At 45.7% G+C, this 15,708-nt stretch carries 12 protein-coding genes and 1 riboswitch; all 12 genes read left to right on the forward strand.

Going from position 1 to position 15,708, the window contains the following annotated elements; genetic code table 11:
* Positions 1 to 73: 73 nt before the first annotated feature.
* On the forward strand, positions 74 to 976 hold the full coding sequence (locus BO48_RS00770) for a nuclease-related domain-containing protein (protein ID WP_496365529.1): 903 nt from the start codon (positions 74 to 76) through the stop codon (positions 974 to 976).
* Positions 977 to 1,416: 440 nt separating this feature from the next.
* On the forward strand, positions 1,417 to 1,935 hold the full coding sequence (locus BO48_RS00775; protein ID WP_496365530.1) for a cysteine hydrolase family protein: 519 nt from the start codon (positions 1,417 to 1,419) through the stop codon (positions 1,933 to 1,935).
* A 161-nt stretch (positions 1,936 to 2,096) separates the two neighbouring features.
* Positions 2,097 to 3,776, forward strand: coding sequence for an ABC transporter ATP-binding protein (locus tag BO48_RS00780; RefSeq protein WP_496365531.1), 1,680 nt, complete (start codon positions 2,097 to 2,099; stop codon positions 3,774 to 3,776).
* Entirely contained in the window at positions 3,769 to 5,589 is a 1,821-nt protein-coding gene (locus tag BO48_RS00785; protein ID WP_496365532.1) for an ABC transporter ATP-binding protein, read from the forward strand. Before BO48_RS00780 ends, BO48_RS00785 begins: the two co-directional genes overlap by 8 nt.
* A 51-nt stretch (positions 5,590 to 5,640) precedes the next feature.
* A riboswitch (TPP riboswitch) is annotated at positions 5,641 to 5,731 on the forward strand.
* Between the two features lie 62 nt (positions 5,732 to 5,793).
* Positions 5,794 to 6,375, forward strand: coding sequence for an ECF transporter S component (locus BO48_RS00790; RefSeq protein WP_496365533.1), 582 nt, complete (start codon positions 5,794 to 5,796; stop codon positions 6,373 to 6,375).
* Between the two features lie 5 nt (positions 6,376 to 6,380).
* Entirely contained in the window at positions 6,381 to 7,787 is a 1,407-nt protein-coding gene (locus tag BO48_RS00795) for an ABC transporter ATP-binding protein (protein ID WP_496365534.1), read from the forward strand.
* The gene (locus tag BO48_RS00800) at positions 7,780 to 8,571 is read left to right on the forward strand and encodes an energy-coupling factor transporter transmembrane component T family protein (protein WP_496365535.1); all 792 of its coding nucleotides are present in this window, start codon (positions 7,780 to 7,782) and stop codon (positions 8,569 to 8,571) included. The genes BO48_RS00795 and BO48_RS00800 overlap by 8 nt, the downstream gene beginning before the upstream one ends.
* A gap of 81 nt (positions 8,572 to 8,652) precedes the next feature.
* Positions 8,653 to 10,191 carry a tRNA (N6-isopentenyl adenosine(37)-C2)-methylthiotransferase MiaB gene (gene miaB, locus BO48_RS00805; RefSeq protein ID WP_496365536.1) on the forward strand — a complete coding sequence of 513 codons (1,539 nt, stop codon included), beginning with the start codon at positions 8,653 to 8,655 and terminating at the stop codon, positions 10,189 to 10,191.
* Complete coding sequence (locus BO48_RS00810; RefSeq protein WP_496365537.1) at positions 10,191 to 10,622, forward strand: YlbF/YmcA family competence regulator; 432 nt, start codon at positions 10,191 to 10,193, stop codon at positions 10,620 to 10,622. Before miaB ends, BO48_RS00810 begins: the two co-directional genes overlap by 1 nt.
* Positions 10,623 to 10,699: 77 nt before the next feature.
* The gene (thiW, locus tag BO48_RS00815) at positions 10,700 to 11,185 is read left to right on the forward strand and encodes an energy coupling factor transporter S component ThiW (protein ID WP_496365538.1); all 486 of its coding nucleotides are present in this window, start codon (positions 10,700 to 10,702) and stop codon (positions 11,183 to 11,185) included.
* A gap of 75 nt (positions 11,186 to 11,260) precedes the next feature.
* Positions 11,261 to 13,807: a DNA mismatch repair protein MutS gene (gene mutS, locus BO48_RS00820; protein WP_496365539.1), complete on the forward strand. Its 2,547-nt coding sequence runs from the start codon at positions 11,261 to 11,263 to the stop codon at positions 13,805 to 13,807.
* On the forward strand, positions 13,800 to 15,698 hold the full coding sequence (gene mutL / locus BO48_RS00825; RefSeq protein WP_496365540.1) for a DNA mismatch repair endonuclease MutL: 1,899 nt from the start codon (positions 13,800 to 13,802) through the stop codon (positions 15,696 to 15,698). The genes mutS and mutL overlap by 8 nt, the downstream gene beginning before the upstream one ends.
* Positions 15,699 to 15,708: the final 10 nt, after the last annotated feature.

Raw genomic sequence — 15,708 nt, forward strand, 5'->3', positions numbered from 1 at the left:
AAATTGAATTGCTGCGATATGACAACAATTCAAGGCCGGTATATGATGAAAATAAAAACCGGAGGCCAGTGAATTGAGAGAGAAAACAAGGCGTCATCAGCAGCTTGAGATATTGAACCGCAGATATCAATTGTCATCTTATGAAAAGGAAGAACTGTTGAAGCTTGAAGCGGGGCATGAAGGGGAGTTGATTTTTGACGGGGTGATCGAGGACTTTATTGCCGGAACAAATATCATTCATCTTAAGGATTATAATTTTTATCCTGAAAATATCGACCGGCGGCTTTTGACCCGTTCGAAGACGGATCGACCGTACGTGCAGATTGATAATGTGGTTTTAGCGAAAGATTTTCTATACACTTTTGAAATCAAAAACTACAGTTTCGATCTGGAATACAGAGATCTCCAGTGGTTTTTTGAGAATGGCAGTGAATTCCCTGACCCGCTCGTGCAGGTGACGAAACAGCGGAACATGGTGAACAAGCTGCTTGGCGGCCTCGGTCATCAGTTGCGGATGTTCAATGTATTGGTTTTTATTAACGAAAACCAGACCATCTTTAACCTGCCTTCAATCAATGAAATCATCGTCAGGAGTAATCTGCGTAAAAAATTGTCGAAGGCGATGGTGAGCAACCATTATGATTACAGCAGACTGGTCGCTGACCTGGAATCCCGGCGGTTGTCCGACTTGAAATACCAAGGCGACACGACGGTGGAATTCCGCAAACTGGGTAAAGGCGTGTTCTGTGTGAAATGCGGCGACCGGCTGGTGCGGGTGAACCGGTATAAATTCAAATGTATCAGATGTGTTAGTGAACTGGCAGTTTTAGATGTTTTGACTCAGCTTATATGGGAGTTGAAGACTTTAAATGGTACCTGGAATATTACGCCAACACTTATTCAACGATATTCTAATGACGAAATTAGTGATTACTGCATTAGAAGTAATAAAAAGAAAGGGTTACTGGATTTTTAATGCCTTTCAGGGTTTAAAACGATTTGAAAGTATCAAAAGTGGAACGCAAATCGGAATTATAAAGTGAAAACGATTTGGAGATTGAAAACTGTTAGGGCAAATCGGGATATCGTGTCTAAACCGATTTGAAGGGTTCGAAATGACAGCCTAAATCGGAATATCATGTGGAAAACGATTTGGATGTTGAAAAATAGTAGGGCAAATCGGATTGGAATGTCTAAACCGATTTGAAGGGGTCAAAATGTCAGGGCAAATCGGAATATCATGTGGAAACCGATTTGAAGGGGACGAAATGACAGCGCAAATCGGAGCCTTGATGAGATCGTCGTTTATACTGGATATTTGACTACACATGCATTCAGATTCCACCCCCAAGCTCTATTAAATGACCTCAACACCATAAAATAGTAAAATTGAATCAAATGATAGGAGGTTCGACAATGCTTGTTGCTATAGATTTGCAAAATGATATTTTTGATGACAGGGGATCGGGATACGCCAAATGGACTGAAAAAGTGAAAGACGGTATCGAGGCGAGGATTCAAAGGGCGGTCGAGGAGGATGAGCCGATTATATATACGAGAAATCTGTATCCCGAGTTTGAGTACGGGAAACGCTCGGAGGAGAGCATCCGTTTTGACGAGGCGATCTATCCGCAATTCCGTGAGCTTCTTGAAACGCACGGCGATGAATACACGAAAACGTTTTACGGGATTCCGCCGGACGAGGCGAAGAGCCTTCTTAAAAAGTACAGGGAAGATGTTGAGAGCAACCGTCCAATCGAGTTTGTCGGTGCTGAGACGAACATCTGTATCCTTGCGAATGTCATGGTGATACAGAATGTCTTTCCTCAGGCGGAGATCATGTTGAATAAAAATCTGGTCGCCAGTACGAGTGATAAACTTCATGATATGTCGATCGAAGTACTATCCAATATGAATGTGACAATTACTGGATAGGCCGGCTGTTCATAAGCAGCCGGTTTTTATTTTTTTGAAAAATCGGACTACTAATTATTACGAAATTATGTCATAATATAACTAATACTTCGGTACTCGAAAGAAATGTGGTGTGGCATGTGTTAAAGATTTTTAAGAAATCATTTAAATATAAGTGGTTTATGGCGATAGCGCTGTTATGTATGTTGACGGAACTGACTGTCGAGCTGCTGCAGCCATTTTTCATTTCCAAAGTGATTGATGACGGTATTGTCATGGAGGAGCTTGAAGTTGTGTGGTTGTACCTTGGTGTCATGCTTGGGCTCAGTCTCCTGTCATTCATTGCGGGAATCATCAACTCGTATTTTGCGAGTTTCGTCGCGACAAGTTTCAGTCACGACCTCAGAATGGCGATTTTTAAAAGGATTCAGAATTTCACTTTGACGACGCTGTCCAAATTTCCGACGTCGAGTCTGATTACACGTCTGACCCAGGATGTTCTGATGACAGAAATGCTGTTGTACATGTCGCTCAGAATCGTGCTCAGGGCACCGCTTCTTGTCATCGGTTCTCTCGTCATGTCATTTGTCGTCAATCCGACGCTCGGTTTTTATTTATCTTTACTGACGCCGGTCCTTTTAATATTTTTATACATAGCGGCAAAACACGGTGCAAAAATATTTTTACGCGTCCAGAGACGTCTGGACAAGCTGAACCGTTTCATCCAGCAAAACCTGGAAGCGGTGCGTCTGATCAAGGCGAACGATCGTGCATCATTTGAAAACAACAAGTTTTTCGGTGTTGCAGGCAAGCTTAAAAATGATACGGTCAGCGGGCTCAGATTGATGGAGTCGATACTGCCTGTATTGCTCCTCATCATGAACTCGAGTCTGTTGATTGTCATATGGGCATCCTCGGATCTGCTGTCAGCCGGCAATGTTCAGATTGGTGAAGTGGTTGCGGTCATCAACTACGGCCTCAGAATGCAGGGCGGATTCTCGATGTTTGCATTCATCATCATTGCATACTCACGTTCCAAAGCGAGTAGTGAGCGTATGAACGCGGTGCTTGATTCACCGATTACAGAAAATAATCATGAGACAATCAATCAGGAAGCGAAAGCAGGTTCTGTACGCTTCAGCAATGTATCGTTCAAATATCCGGGCTCGACCCGATATGTATTAAAAGATATTTCATTTGAAGTTGCTGAAAATGAAAATCTCGTCATCATGGGCGGTACCGGGTCCGGCAAGAGTACTCTGATCAGCCTGATTCCAAGAATGTATGATGTGGTCGAAGGGAATGTCTACGTCAATGACATCAATGTGCAGGACTGGAATGAAGAAGATCTCAGACAGACAATCGGCTATGTGCCGCAGTCAGCGATACTCTTTTCCGGTTCGATTTATGAAAATCTGCTGTGGGGCGACGACGAAGCGCTTCATTCCGATATCATCGCTTCGACAGAAAAAGCACAGATTCATGAAAACATCGAAGGGTTCGACCATCAGTATAAAACGATTGTCGGCCAGCGCGGTGTGACACTTTCCGGCGGACAGAAACAGAGATTGTCGATTGCGCGTGCACTTGTGCGTCGGCCGTCGATACTCATTTTGGATGACAGTACATCCGCACTCGACATCAAAACCGAGTCGGCTCTGTGGGAAGCCTTGAATGAAGAGAAGGCGACACGCATCGTCATCACACAAAAAATCGTCACTGCAGAAACGGCGGACAGGGTCATTCTTTTGGATGACGGCAGAATCAGCGCAACCGGGACGCATTCGGAGCTGCTTGAAAAGTCTGAGCTGTACCGCCGTATCAACGCATCCCAAAATGAAGGGGGGCATATCGATGATTGATAAAATAAAAAGACCGTTCGGCTATGAACCGATTTTAACGAAGGAAGATCTGAAGAGTAAAAAGAAAAAAGAGGATCAGCGTGCTAATGATTTCTGGGGGACGCTGGCCCGCCTCTGGCAATTCATGAGAGGGGAGCGGCGTTTATTATACTTCATCATCTTCGTTGTGATGATAACAAGTCTATTGACCATCGCCGGTCCGTTCCTCGTCGGACAGACGGTGGACAACTATCTCGTCGTCCAGGAGTTCGACGGACTGATCGGGGTATTAGTGTTCATCTTCTTTGTATATCTGATGTCATCGGTTACCCAGTACGTGGCATCATTTTTGATGGTGGGGCTCGCACAAAGGACAATCTATAATTTAAGGGTCCGTTTATTTTCACATATGCAGGAGCTGTCGGTCCGATTTTTTGATAAAAGGCAGCACGGTGAACTGATGAGCCGTATGACGAATGATATTGAAACATTGTCACAGACGATGAACTCGTCATTCATCCAGTTTACAACGAGTATAGTCACGCTGATCGGTACAGTTTCGGTGATGTTATATTTAAGTCCGCTGCTGACACTGCTTACCATGACCATCATCCCGGTGCTCATCTTCGGTGTGGCATTCGTGACGAAAAGGACCGGTCCGCTTTATAAACAGAGACAAAGGCGGACCGGAGAGCTGAACGGCTACATTGAAGAAGTCGTCTCCGGCCAGGAAATCGTCAAAGTCTTCTCTCAGGAAGACAGGACGATTGATGATTTTGAGAAACGTGCAGGCAAACTGAAGCACGTGACGTTCTGGGCGTTGCTTTATGCAGGTTTCATCCCTAAAATAATGAACATGCTGAACAACATCAGCTTTGCGATCGTTGCCGGTGCCGGCGGTCTGATGGCACTTTACACTGACGGTCTTGTGACGATCGGTACGATTGTTATTTTCGCAGAATTTGCAAGGCAGTTTACGCGTCCGCTTGCGGATTTGTCCAACCAGTTCAACCAGGTGCTGTCCGCAATTGCGGGTGCTGAGCGCGTGTTCCAGATTATCGATACACAAGAGGAATCCGATGACGGCACAATCGAAGATCAGACGATCGAAGGTAAAATCGATTTTAAAAATGTGTATTTTTCTTATGACAAGGAACAGTTTGAACCGACCATACGGGATCTGTCATTTTCCATCGATGCCGGTGAGTCTGTCGCCCTGATCGGTGCGACGGGCGCCGGCAAGACGACGGTCATGCAGCTGCTCGCCCGTTTCTACGAAGTGGACGGCGGGGAAGTGCTGATCGACGGAACGAATCTGACGGATTACAAACGTCATAATGTCCGTTCGCAGACGGCATTTGTCCTGCAGGATCCGTACTTGTTCGAATCGACCATCAGGGAAAATATCCGCTACGGCAAACTGGATGCAACGGACGAGGAAGTGGTTGAAGCGGCGAAGCTCGCGAATGCGCATGACTTCATCGTTCAGCTTGAAGACGGTTATGACACAGTACTCGAACTGGATGAAGGGTTTATTTCACAGGGACAGAAGCAGTTGATTTCCATCGCCCGTGCACTCATTACAGATCCCGCCATCCTCCTTCTTGATGAAGCGACATCCAGTATCGACACGGTGACCGAGCTCAAAATCCAGGAAGCGCTCGAGCATCTGATGAAAGGGCGGACGAGCATCATCATCGCCCACCGTCTGAACACAATCAAGGCGGTGGACAGAATATTTGTATTGGAACAGGGACAGATGCTGGAATCCGGTTCGGAAAAACAGCTCCTTGAGAAAAAAGGCCGCTACTATGAAATGATAAATGCCAAATAACTTCACAAAATACATTAAGTGTACTATCATACTAATTAACTGAATAATAAACACATCCACTAGGGGTGCCCGTCATGGGCTGAGATTTACCCTTATACCTGATCTAGATCATGCTAGCGTAGGAAAGTGGCATATTTCATATATGCACACCGTACGTTTGCGGTGTGTTTTTTTATTTGGAAATATAATTTTAGGAGTTTGGTTATGGCAAAAAGAAACGGTCTGACTTTGACGGATGTACTCATTACTGTTGTCATCGGTTTTGTATTTGCAGTGATTTATTCGCTATGGGGCGCAGTGTATACGGTGCTTCAGCCGCTCGGACTGCATTTGAATGAACTTGCATACGGCATGTGGTTCATTGCAGCAGTCGTTGCGTATTTAATTTTGAGGAAGCCGGGTGTTGCACTGCTCGCCGAGTTTGCGGCAGGTGCCGGTGAAACGATTGTCACGCTGCAGTTCGATGTATTTTTAATCGTCTATGCGCTGCTTCAGGGACTCGCATGTGAAATTGTTTTTGCCCTGTTCAAATATGAAAGCACAAAGATGATGACGGCGGTATACGCAGGAATTGCGGCGGCACTGATTACACTGCCAATCGACTGGTTTTACGGATATCTCGCTGAAGTGGCGACATGGAATATCGTATTGATGTTCTCGTTAAGAATTTTAAGCGCAGCATTAATCGCGGGTGTGCTTGCACATCTTATATACCAGGCATTGAAAGAGACCGGCGTACTGAAGTTTGTAGGCGGACGCAAATTAAATCACGATGAAGGATTGTAGACGACTTGGCTATTGAAATAAAGAACCTCAGGCTGAAATTTCCTGAAACAGACAAAAGACAGTTCAGCAATTTGAATATAAAAATAAACACCGGAGAAAAGGTGCTGATGCTCGGGCCATCAGGTTCGGGAAAAAGTACACTGCTCAATCTGCTCGGCGGCAATATACCGAGAAGCATGGACATTCCTTTTAAAGCGGACGTCCTTGATGTCGACACCGGTGCCGCATATGTCTTCCAGGATCCGGATTCACAGTTTACGATGCCGACCGTCGTTGAAGAGCTCGCGTTCATTTTGGAAAACAGAAGTGTCCCGCAGGGTGAGATGGAAGAGAAAATCCGGGATGCACTGGACAAAGTGGGGCTGAAAACGGATTTTAAGATGCCGATCAACAATTTATCCGGCGGCATGAAACAGCGTCTCGCAATCGCTTCGGCACTGCTTCAAAAGAGCGGCACGCTGCTCCTCGATGAACCGACAAGCATGCTTGGTGCGGCATCGGTCGGCGGGCTTTGGCAGACGCTTGAAAATGTCTGGGCGGATAAAACCGTCGTCATTGTGGAGCACCGCGTCAATGAAATCTGGGACAAAGTCGACCGGGTCATCTTAATGAACGCAGCAGGCGAACTGATCATGGATGAAACGCCGGGCACCATTATGAACAATCACATTGAGCTGTTGAACGAGTACGGCGTATGGCATCCGTACTCATGGGATTATGCGCCTGATTTCAACAAAATAGAGCCACATGATGAAACACTGATGGAAATAAACGGCATGACGCTCAAAAGAAGCAAAGAGACGCTTTTGAACATTGACAATTTAATAATTAAAAAAGGTGAATGGCTGACAATTGAAGGAGAGAACGGCACCGGAAAGACGAGTCTGATGCTCGCACTGATGAAACTGATCAAGTCAGACGGCATCATTCTTGTGAATGGCAAAAAAGTCAGACAGACGAAAGATATCGCCGGTACGGTATATCCCGTCTTTCAAAATCCGGAGCTGCAGTTTATTACGAACAGAGTTTACGATGAAGTATTCATCAATCTGGAAATGCATTACCCGCCTGATGAGGCACATGAAAAGTGTGAGGCGCTGCTCAGAAGAATCGGGCTCGATCATGTGAGTCATCTGCACCCGCTCGAGATTTCGACCGGGCAGAAGCGACGTCTGTCTGTTGCGACCGCAACCGGCGGTGTGCCTGAAGTGATGATCTTTGACGAGCCGACGTTCGGTCTCGACCAAAAACTTTCATATGAACTGCTCAAAATGTTTTATGAGCGTGTCGAAGACGGCGTCACTGTCATCATGATCACTCACGACCGCGGCATCACCGAAAGGTATCCGACAAGAAGGCTGATACTTGAAAATAAAGGGATTAAGGAAGTCCGGGGTGACGGTCATGCTTGAGCATATTAAAAAGTATTATACGTTCGTCGATAAGACGAATCCGCTCACTAAAATGTTGATTGGCCTGCTGTTATTCCTGCTCGTTGTCTTGATGCATAATCCGAACCAGCTGTTCTATCTGGCAATGATTATGCTCGTTGCTTTGGTTATTTTGTCAGGCATCCGGCTCCGGTATCTTTTGGTGATGCTGGCATTATTCCTGGTGTTCGGTGCATTTTCAGCGATGTACATGGTATTTTACGGCGCCGGAACGACGACGCTGTTCCGTTTCGGGCTCATCCATATTACCGAGGAGAGTCTGATAAGAGGGATCCACATTATGATGCGCGGTCTGACACTGTCGTTTTTTGGTGCGCTCGTCATATTCACGACCAAACTGACGGACGTCTTTTACAGCCTGATGATCCAGCTCAGGTTAAAGCCGAAATTTGCATACTCGTTCATGGCGGCGATCCGCATGGTGCCGATTATAGCCGGCGAGTATATGATGCTGAGGCAGGCAAGAAAAGTCAGGAAGCCGCTCATCCATAAAAGACATATTTCAGGACTGAAAGGCTTCATTACGACAGTGATCACTTTATTGTCACAAAGCATCAGACGGGCCTACCGTCTCGGTGTCGCAATGGAGGCGAAACAGTTCGATGACGGACCGAGAACGTACTACTACCAGACTTCATTCTCGAAGTATGATGTTTTATTTGTAGCGATGGTCATTGTAATCGCTTTTGTCTCATTCTTCCTGGGAACTGAATTCAGTCTCATTAATGTCACCGATGCAAGGTAATCGGTCAAATGTACTTTAAATTACAGATGAAAACCGATATACTATATAAAGATATTTCAATGGAGTAAATGGGGTTTTAAGATGAATGAAGAACAGAGACTGGATGCTTCAAAAGTCAAACAGAAAACAGAAGAAAAAGACTACAGCCAATATTTTCAACATGTCTATCAGCCGCCGAATTTAATAGATGCGAGAAGACGCGGAAAGACGGAAGTTGAGTATCATAAAGATTTTGAAATTGATGAACGCTTTAAAGATCTCGGCAAAGGGCGCAAGTTCTACATCAGAACATATGGCTGCCAGATGAACGTGCACGATACGGAAGTCATCGCCGGCATATTTACGGCACTCGGATATGAGCATACGGATACGACGGATGATGCGGATGTCATCCTGCTGAACACTTGTGCCATCCGTGAAAATGCGGAGAACAAAGTGTTCAGTGAGATCGGTAACTTGAAACATGTGAAGCAGAACAACCCGGAAGTACTGATCGGGGTTTGCGGATGCATGGCCCAGGAAGAATCAGTGGTAAATAAAATTCTCAAATCATATCAGAACGTCGATATCATTTTCGGCACACATAATATACACCGTCTGCCGAACATCCTGGACGAAGCATACATGTCCAAAGAGAAAGTGATAGAAGTGTGGTCCAAAGAAGGCGACGTCATCGAGAACCTGCCGAAAGTCCGCGAAGGCGGAACGAAAGCATGGGTCAACATCATGTACGGCTGTGATAAGTTCTGTACATACTGCATCGTTCCTTTCACACGCGGTAAAGAGCGTTCAAGAATGCCTGAAGATATTCTTGAGGAAGTCAGAGACCTCGCGGCGAGAGGCTACCAGGAGATTACGCTGCTCGGGCAGAACGTAAACTCATACGGAAAAGACCTGGATCTGGACTACAGCTACGATCTTGGTGACTTGATGAGCGATGTTTCAAAAACGGAAATTCCGCGCGTGCGCTTTACAACAAGCCACCCATGGGATTTCACAGACAATCTGATCGATGTGCTTGCGACAGGTGAGAACCTGATGCCGCATATTCACCTGCCTGTACAGTCCGGTAACGACGATGTACTTAAAATCATGGGCAGAAAGTATACAAGAGAAGCCTACCTCGAGCTCGTCGGAAAAATCAGAGCGAAAATGCCTGATGTAGCACTCACGACGGATATTATCGTCGGCTACCCGAATGAAACCGAGGCGCAGTTCCAGGATACGATGACACTTTATCAGGAAGTCGGATTTGAGCATGCCTATACGTACATCTACTCACCGAGAGACGGCACACCGGCAGCAAAAATGGAAGACAATGTGAGTGATCAGGATAAAAAAGACCGACTGCAGAGGCTGAACCGTCTCGTGACGCATTACACGCGTGACGCGCTCAGCAAATACGACGATGCGTATGTGAACGTCCTTTGCGAAGGTACAAGTAAGAAGCGTGATGATATTTACGCAGGTTATACAGATAAAAGTAAACTTGTGAATTTCACAGCGCCAAGTGATGATGTAATTGGTAAAATAGTCAAAGTAAAAGTCACGGAAACAAGGAATTTTTCTCTGATGGGTGAATTCGTAGAAGTGCTTAATGAAGAAAAGGTGGAAGCGTAATGTATACAAAGCAGGAAATAGTTGAAGAAGCGAAAAAGTTGGGCAAGATGATGGCTGAAACGGAACAGGTTGAATTTTTCAAAAAAGCAGAAGCTAAAATTCATGAAAACAAAGACGTTCGTGAAGGCATGGCGAGCTTGAAGAGTTTACAGAAGCAATCAGTCAATTTCCAGAACTACGGTAAGGAACGTGCCTACCAGATGACGGAAGAGAAAATAAAGAAAATCCAGGATGAACTGGATGAAATGCCGATTGTGGAACAGTTCAAAGATTCCCAGCGCCAGATGAACGAACTGCTGCAGCTGGTATCACATGCAATCAGCAGAACTGTTACAGAAGAAGTCATCACATCTACAGGCGGAGACCTGCTGATGGGTGAAACAGGGGCGGCAGTGGAAAACAGACCGAACCAAAACAATGACGAACTATAAATGAAATTTCAAAACCGGCTGGACATCTTTTATTGATGTGCAGCCGTTTTTTATTTAAGAAAAAGGGGAGATTCACTATGACAAGAAAGTTGACATTGACAAGCATACTCGTCGCACTGAATGTAGTACTCGGAATGATTGTAACAATACCGCTCGGCGCCATACGGGCGGCGCCTGTACAGCATCTGATCAATGTCCTCGGGGCGGTGCTCACCGGTCCGTGGGTTGTGCTGCAGGCTTTTGTATCATCGACGATCCGTATATTAATGGGGACCGGCACACCGTTTGCTTACCCCGGAAGCATGGTGGGTGCGCTGCTTGCGTGGCTGATGTACCGTCAGTTCAAAAAGCTGCATTATGCGGCCATCGGTGAAGTGGCAGGTACGGGGATCATCGGTGCGCTGATGACATACCCGCTCATATTGGTACTCGGACTGGAAGGCGAATTCTTCTTCGTACTGGCACCGGCGTTTATTATAAGCAGTCTGCTCGGAGCTGTTTTATCATGGTTCATACTGATGCAGCTGGAAAAGCGCAATGTTCTTCATAAAATGCAGGATTAGCCCTTATTTCTTCAATCATAAGTTTGAATGATGATATAATTAAAGAGATAAAATTATTAATTTGGAAGTGTTATTATGGCCGCGTCAACAACGCCGATGATGAAACAATATCTATCTATCAAAGATGAGCACCCGGATGCATTGTTATTTTTCAGACTGGGTGACTTTTATGAATTATTTTATGATGATGCAATCACAGCAAGCAAAGTGCTGGAAATCACTTTGACTGCACGGGATAAAAAGAAAGATCCGATACCGATGTGCGGTGTGCCGCATCATTCCGCGAGAAATTATATAGAAAAGTTAATAGAAAATGGTTTTAAAGTCGCCATCTGTGAACAGATGGAAGACCCGAGAGAAGTTAAAGGGATGGTCAAACGTGCAGTGGTGAGGGTCATTACGCCCGGTACTCTGATCGATGATTTCGGTATGGATGACGGCAGAAACAACTATCTGCTTGCACTGCACACTGACGGTCATCAATACAGCGCGGGCTATGCGGACATTTCAACAGGTGAATTATATTCATTCCAGACAGCTGACGAAAATGAGCTGAAAAATGAAGTGGAAAGAATCGGTCCGTCAGAACTTGTCGTCAATAAAGACAGCGAACGGTTAATTGAATTCATATATAATGATCCGCCGCTTTACACCGTCTATGAAAATATTCAGGAATATGATGTGGAAAAAGAAGACAATGTGGGTGAGGATGATGTCATCAATTTACTTCTGTCCTACATCACGGCCAACAATATGAAGAGTCTGATGCACTTCAGACCTGTAAAAAAACATAATATCAGCGGTGCGATGCAGTTGAGCAGTACCGCAATTTCAAATCTTGAACTGCTCAGCAATATTCAGACGAAAAAAGAGAAGGGATCGTTGTTCTGGTATTTGAACCGTACGGAAACCCCGATGGGAAAAAGGAAACTCAGAGCGTGGATAGAACGGCCGCTGATGAACGTCAACCAAATTAAAGCAAGGCATGACGTCGTCAGTATCTTTCTCGATCATTTCATTGAAAGGGCAGATCTGATCACACTGCTGAATCAGGTTTATGACATTGAACGTCTTGTCGGCCGCCTCAGTTTCGGTAACATTGATGCGAAGGATCTGGTGCAGATCAGAGATTCACTGGAAGGTCTGCCTGAAATAAAAAGCACACTGTCGGCCCTCGGTCTGCTGGATTTCCGCATTTTCAAGGGTTTTGATGCACTGGAAGATGTCTTTCATATTTTAAATGACAGTCTATTGGATCCGCCGCCGAAAACTGTACGGGACGGTAATATATTCAAATCGGAATATGACGAGAAACTATCTGAACTCAGATATATACAGGATAATGCGAGAAGTTATCTGAATGAATATTTGGAAGCTGAACGCGAGCGTACCGGCATTAAAAATATTAAGATCGGATTCAATAAGGTATTCGGCTATTTCATCGAAATATCCAAAGTGAATGCGATGAATTTTGATGCCGAAAAATTCGAATACAGCCGTAAACAGACATTGACGAATGCAGAACGTTTCATCACTCCGGAACTCAAGGAGATGGAGACGAAAATACTGACGGCTGAAGACGAGAGCATCGTACTTGAATACCGTCTGTTCACTGGACTGCGGACGCAGATGGAAAGTTACATCGAGCGCCTTCAACGGACTGCAGAAATGATTTCTTCATTGGACTGTCTATTGGCCTATGCGGAAGTGTCCAACACATACCGTCTGACTGAACCGGATTTCAGCCAGGATAAATTCGAAATCGAAGAAGGCAGACATCCGGTCGTGGAAAAGGTCATCGGAGAAAATACGTATGTACCGAACGACCTGAAAATGGATGAGGCAGATTTCATGTACTTGATTACCGGACCGAACATGTCAGGTAAAAGTACTTATATGCGCCAGGTGGCAATCATCAGCATCATGGCTCAGATGGGCATGTTCGTACCGGCGAAAAGCGCCACACTGCCGGTGTTCGATGCGATATTTACAAGGATCGGAGCGAGTGACGACTTGTCCAGCGGTAAATCCACGTTCATGATTGAAATGATGGAAGCGAATGATGCATTGAGAAAAGCGACGGAAAACAGTCTGTTGATATTCGATGAAATCGGCCGGGGAACGTCGACCTATGACGGTATGGCGCTGGCGGAAAGCATGCTTGTATATATTCACAACTTCATCGGAGCGAAGACTTTATTTTCCACGCATTACCATGAACTGACGAAGCTCGATTCAGAGCTCGACGGCCTTTCAAACTATCATGTTAAAGCGACTGAATATGACGGCAAACTGGTATTCCTTCATAAAGTGAAGCCCGGTGCGGTGGAAAAAAGCTATGGTATCCATGTGGCGCGGCTCGCCGAGCTGCCTGAAGAAGTCACTTCCTACGCACGAGAGAAGCTCGCAGCACTCGAGTCCGGCAAAAGTGCTTCCGGCGAGTCCGACAACTACCAGCTGGAACTGCCGCTGGATGATATGGAAACCGCCGGCAGAACTGACGAGGCACAGGACGTCATGGACAGATTGACGGCGGTCGATGTCAACAGCATGACACCGCTTGACGCGCTGCAGACTTTAAATGACTTAAAACACATGATTAAAGGTGATCAGAATGAGTAAGATCAAAATTCTAGACCCAAAAATACAAAATAAAATAGCCGCAGGAGAAGTGGTCGAGCGTCCGAGTTCGGTCGTCAAGGAACTGATCGAGAACTCACTTGATGCCAACGCCACTGAAATCCAGGTGAATATCGAAGAATCGGGCATGAAAGAAATCAGGATCATCGATAACGGGGACGGCATTGAAGCGGATGATGCAAAACTCCTGTTCGAACGTCATGCAACGAGTAAGATCAATGATGATTATGACCTCTTCCAGATCCGTTCACTCGGTTTCAGGGGAGAGGCGCTTGCGAGTATCGGCGCGGTGTCCAAAGTGACACTGGAAACGCTGAATGAGGATTCAGAGCCGGTGAAGTTACAGTATGACGGCGGTACAGAGACGAGCTATGAACCCGGCAGGGCAAGAGCAGGGACGGATATCACCATCAGGGAACTGTTTTTCAACACGCCTGCCAGACTAAAGTATGTGCGCTCACTCAGAACCGAAGCGGGCAAAGTCATCGGTATCATCCAGCGCATGGCACTGAGCTATCCGGATGTCAGTTTCCGACTGATGATTGACGGCAAAGAGAAGCTCCGCACGAGCGGCAAAGGAGATCTGAAGGCGGTCATCGCAGATATTTATGGCATCAATATCGCGCGGCTCGCCGTACCGATTGAAGCATCCTCACCGGACTTTCACGTGAGCGGGTTCCTGATTCGTCCCGAAGTGACGAGAAGCCACCGGAACTACATCAATCTGTCGGTCAATCAAAGATTCATCAAAAACTTCAGGCTCTCACAAAGTGTCATCAAGGGTTACCATACGCTGCAGCCGAAAGATAAGTATCCAATCGCAGTCATCAACATTGAAATGGACCCCAAAATCGTCGATGTCAACGTACATCCGGCAAAAACAGAAGTGAGATTCTCGAAAGAAGCAGAGCTGAATCAGCTCGTCGAGGATACAGTGAGAAATGCGCTGCGTTCGAAAACATTGATACCCGACGTTGAAAAGAAGCCCGAAAAGGAACCTAAAGAGAAGATAGAACAGTCTCAGTTCGATTTCATGAATAATCCAGACAGAAGGCCGGCCAGAAACGAGGGAAAACCAGAAACGACAGACTTCCGCCAAAGGGAAAACGTCAGTGAACCTGTCACTGAAGAGACAGAAGACCGTCCGGCAATCAACACCGGCAACGCTTTCATAAAGACTGAAGACACACCTGCCTATCGTAGGACTGAGCCTGTCCCGGAGCGTAATAAAAAACCATTCCAAAAGGTAGCGTCAACTTCTGTTCAGGACACACCGCCGTTGAAAAAAGAAAAACTGCCTTACCTTGAAATTATCGGCCAACTGCACGGTACGTATATATTGATGCAAAATGATACGGGTATGTACATGATGGATCAGCACGCCGCCCAGGAAAGAATCAAATATGAGTATTACTACGAAAACATTCAAAACGACGGTGACGGCGTACCGCTGCTGATTCCATATACATTCGAATTCCCGCTGGATGACGTCATTACAATCGATGAAAAAATGACCGATCTGAATGCACTTGGTTTCGAGATTGAAAAGACAGGCATAAAAAACTATTCAATCTCCCGCTATCCGAACTGGATCAAAGCGGATAAACCGGAAGAGGACATTGCATCACTGATCGATTTCATCAGCCATTCCGACAACTTCAGCGTCAACGACTACCGGGAAGAGATGTCCATCATGATGAGCTGTAAACAGTCGATCAAAGCGAATCATTATCTGGATAAAAGCCAGATGGAAGCGCTTCTTAAAGAGCTGAATGAGTGCGACAGTCCGTACACATGTCCGCACGGCCGTCCTGTAATCATACACATGACAACATATGAGATAGAAAAGATGTTCAACAGGATAATGAAGTAAGGGGGGATAA

The organism is Lacicoccus kunmingensis DSM 17847, assembly GCF_059568765.1.

What these genes read in the sequence shown, in the direction of transcription:
- mutL (WP_496365540.1), top strand. Translation starts at nt 13,800, where the DNA reads ATGAGTAAGATCAAAATTCTAGACCCAAAAATACAAAATAAAATAGCC.
- BO48_RS00810 (WP_496365537.1), top strand. Translation starts at nt 10,191, where the DNA reads ATGTATACAAAGCAGGAAATAGTTGAAGAAGCGAAAAAGTTGGGCAAG.
- BO48_RS00775 (WP_496365530.1), top strand. Translation starts at nt 1,417, where the DNA reads ATGCTTGTTGCTATAGATTTGCAAAATGATATTTTTGATGACAGGGGA.
- mutS (WP_496365539.1), top strand. Translation starts at nt 11,261, where the DNA reads ATGGCCGCGTCAACAACGCCGATGATGAAACAATATCTATCTATCAAA.
- BO48_RS00790 (WP_496365533.1), top strand. Translation starts at nt 5,794, where the DNA reads ATGGCAAAAAGAAACGGTCTGACTTTGACGGATGTACTCATTACTGTT.
- BO48_RS00780 (WP_496365531.1), top strand. Translation starts at nt 2,097, where the DNA reads ATGGCGATAGCGCTGTTATGTATGTTGACGGAACTGACTGTCGAGCTG.
- thiW (WP_496365538.1), top strand. Translation starts at nt 10,700, where the DNA reads ATGACAAGAAAGTTGACATTGACAAGCATACTCGTCGCACTGAATGTA.
- BO48_RS00785 (WP_496365532.1), top strand. Translation starts at nt 3,769, where the DNA reads ATGATTGATAAAATAAAAAGACCGTTCGGCTATGAACCGATTTTAACG.
- BO48_RS00800 (WP_496365535.1), top strand. Translation starts at nt 7,780, where the DNA reads ATGCTTGAGCATATTAAAAAGTATTATACGTTCGTCGATAAGACGAAT.
- miaB (WP_496365536.1), top strand. Translation starts at nt 8,653, where the DNA reads ATGAATGAAGAACAGAGACTGGATGCTTCAAAAGTCAAACAGAAAACA.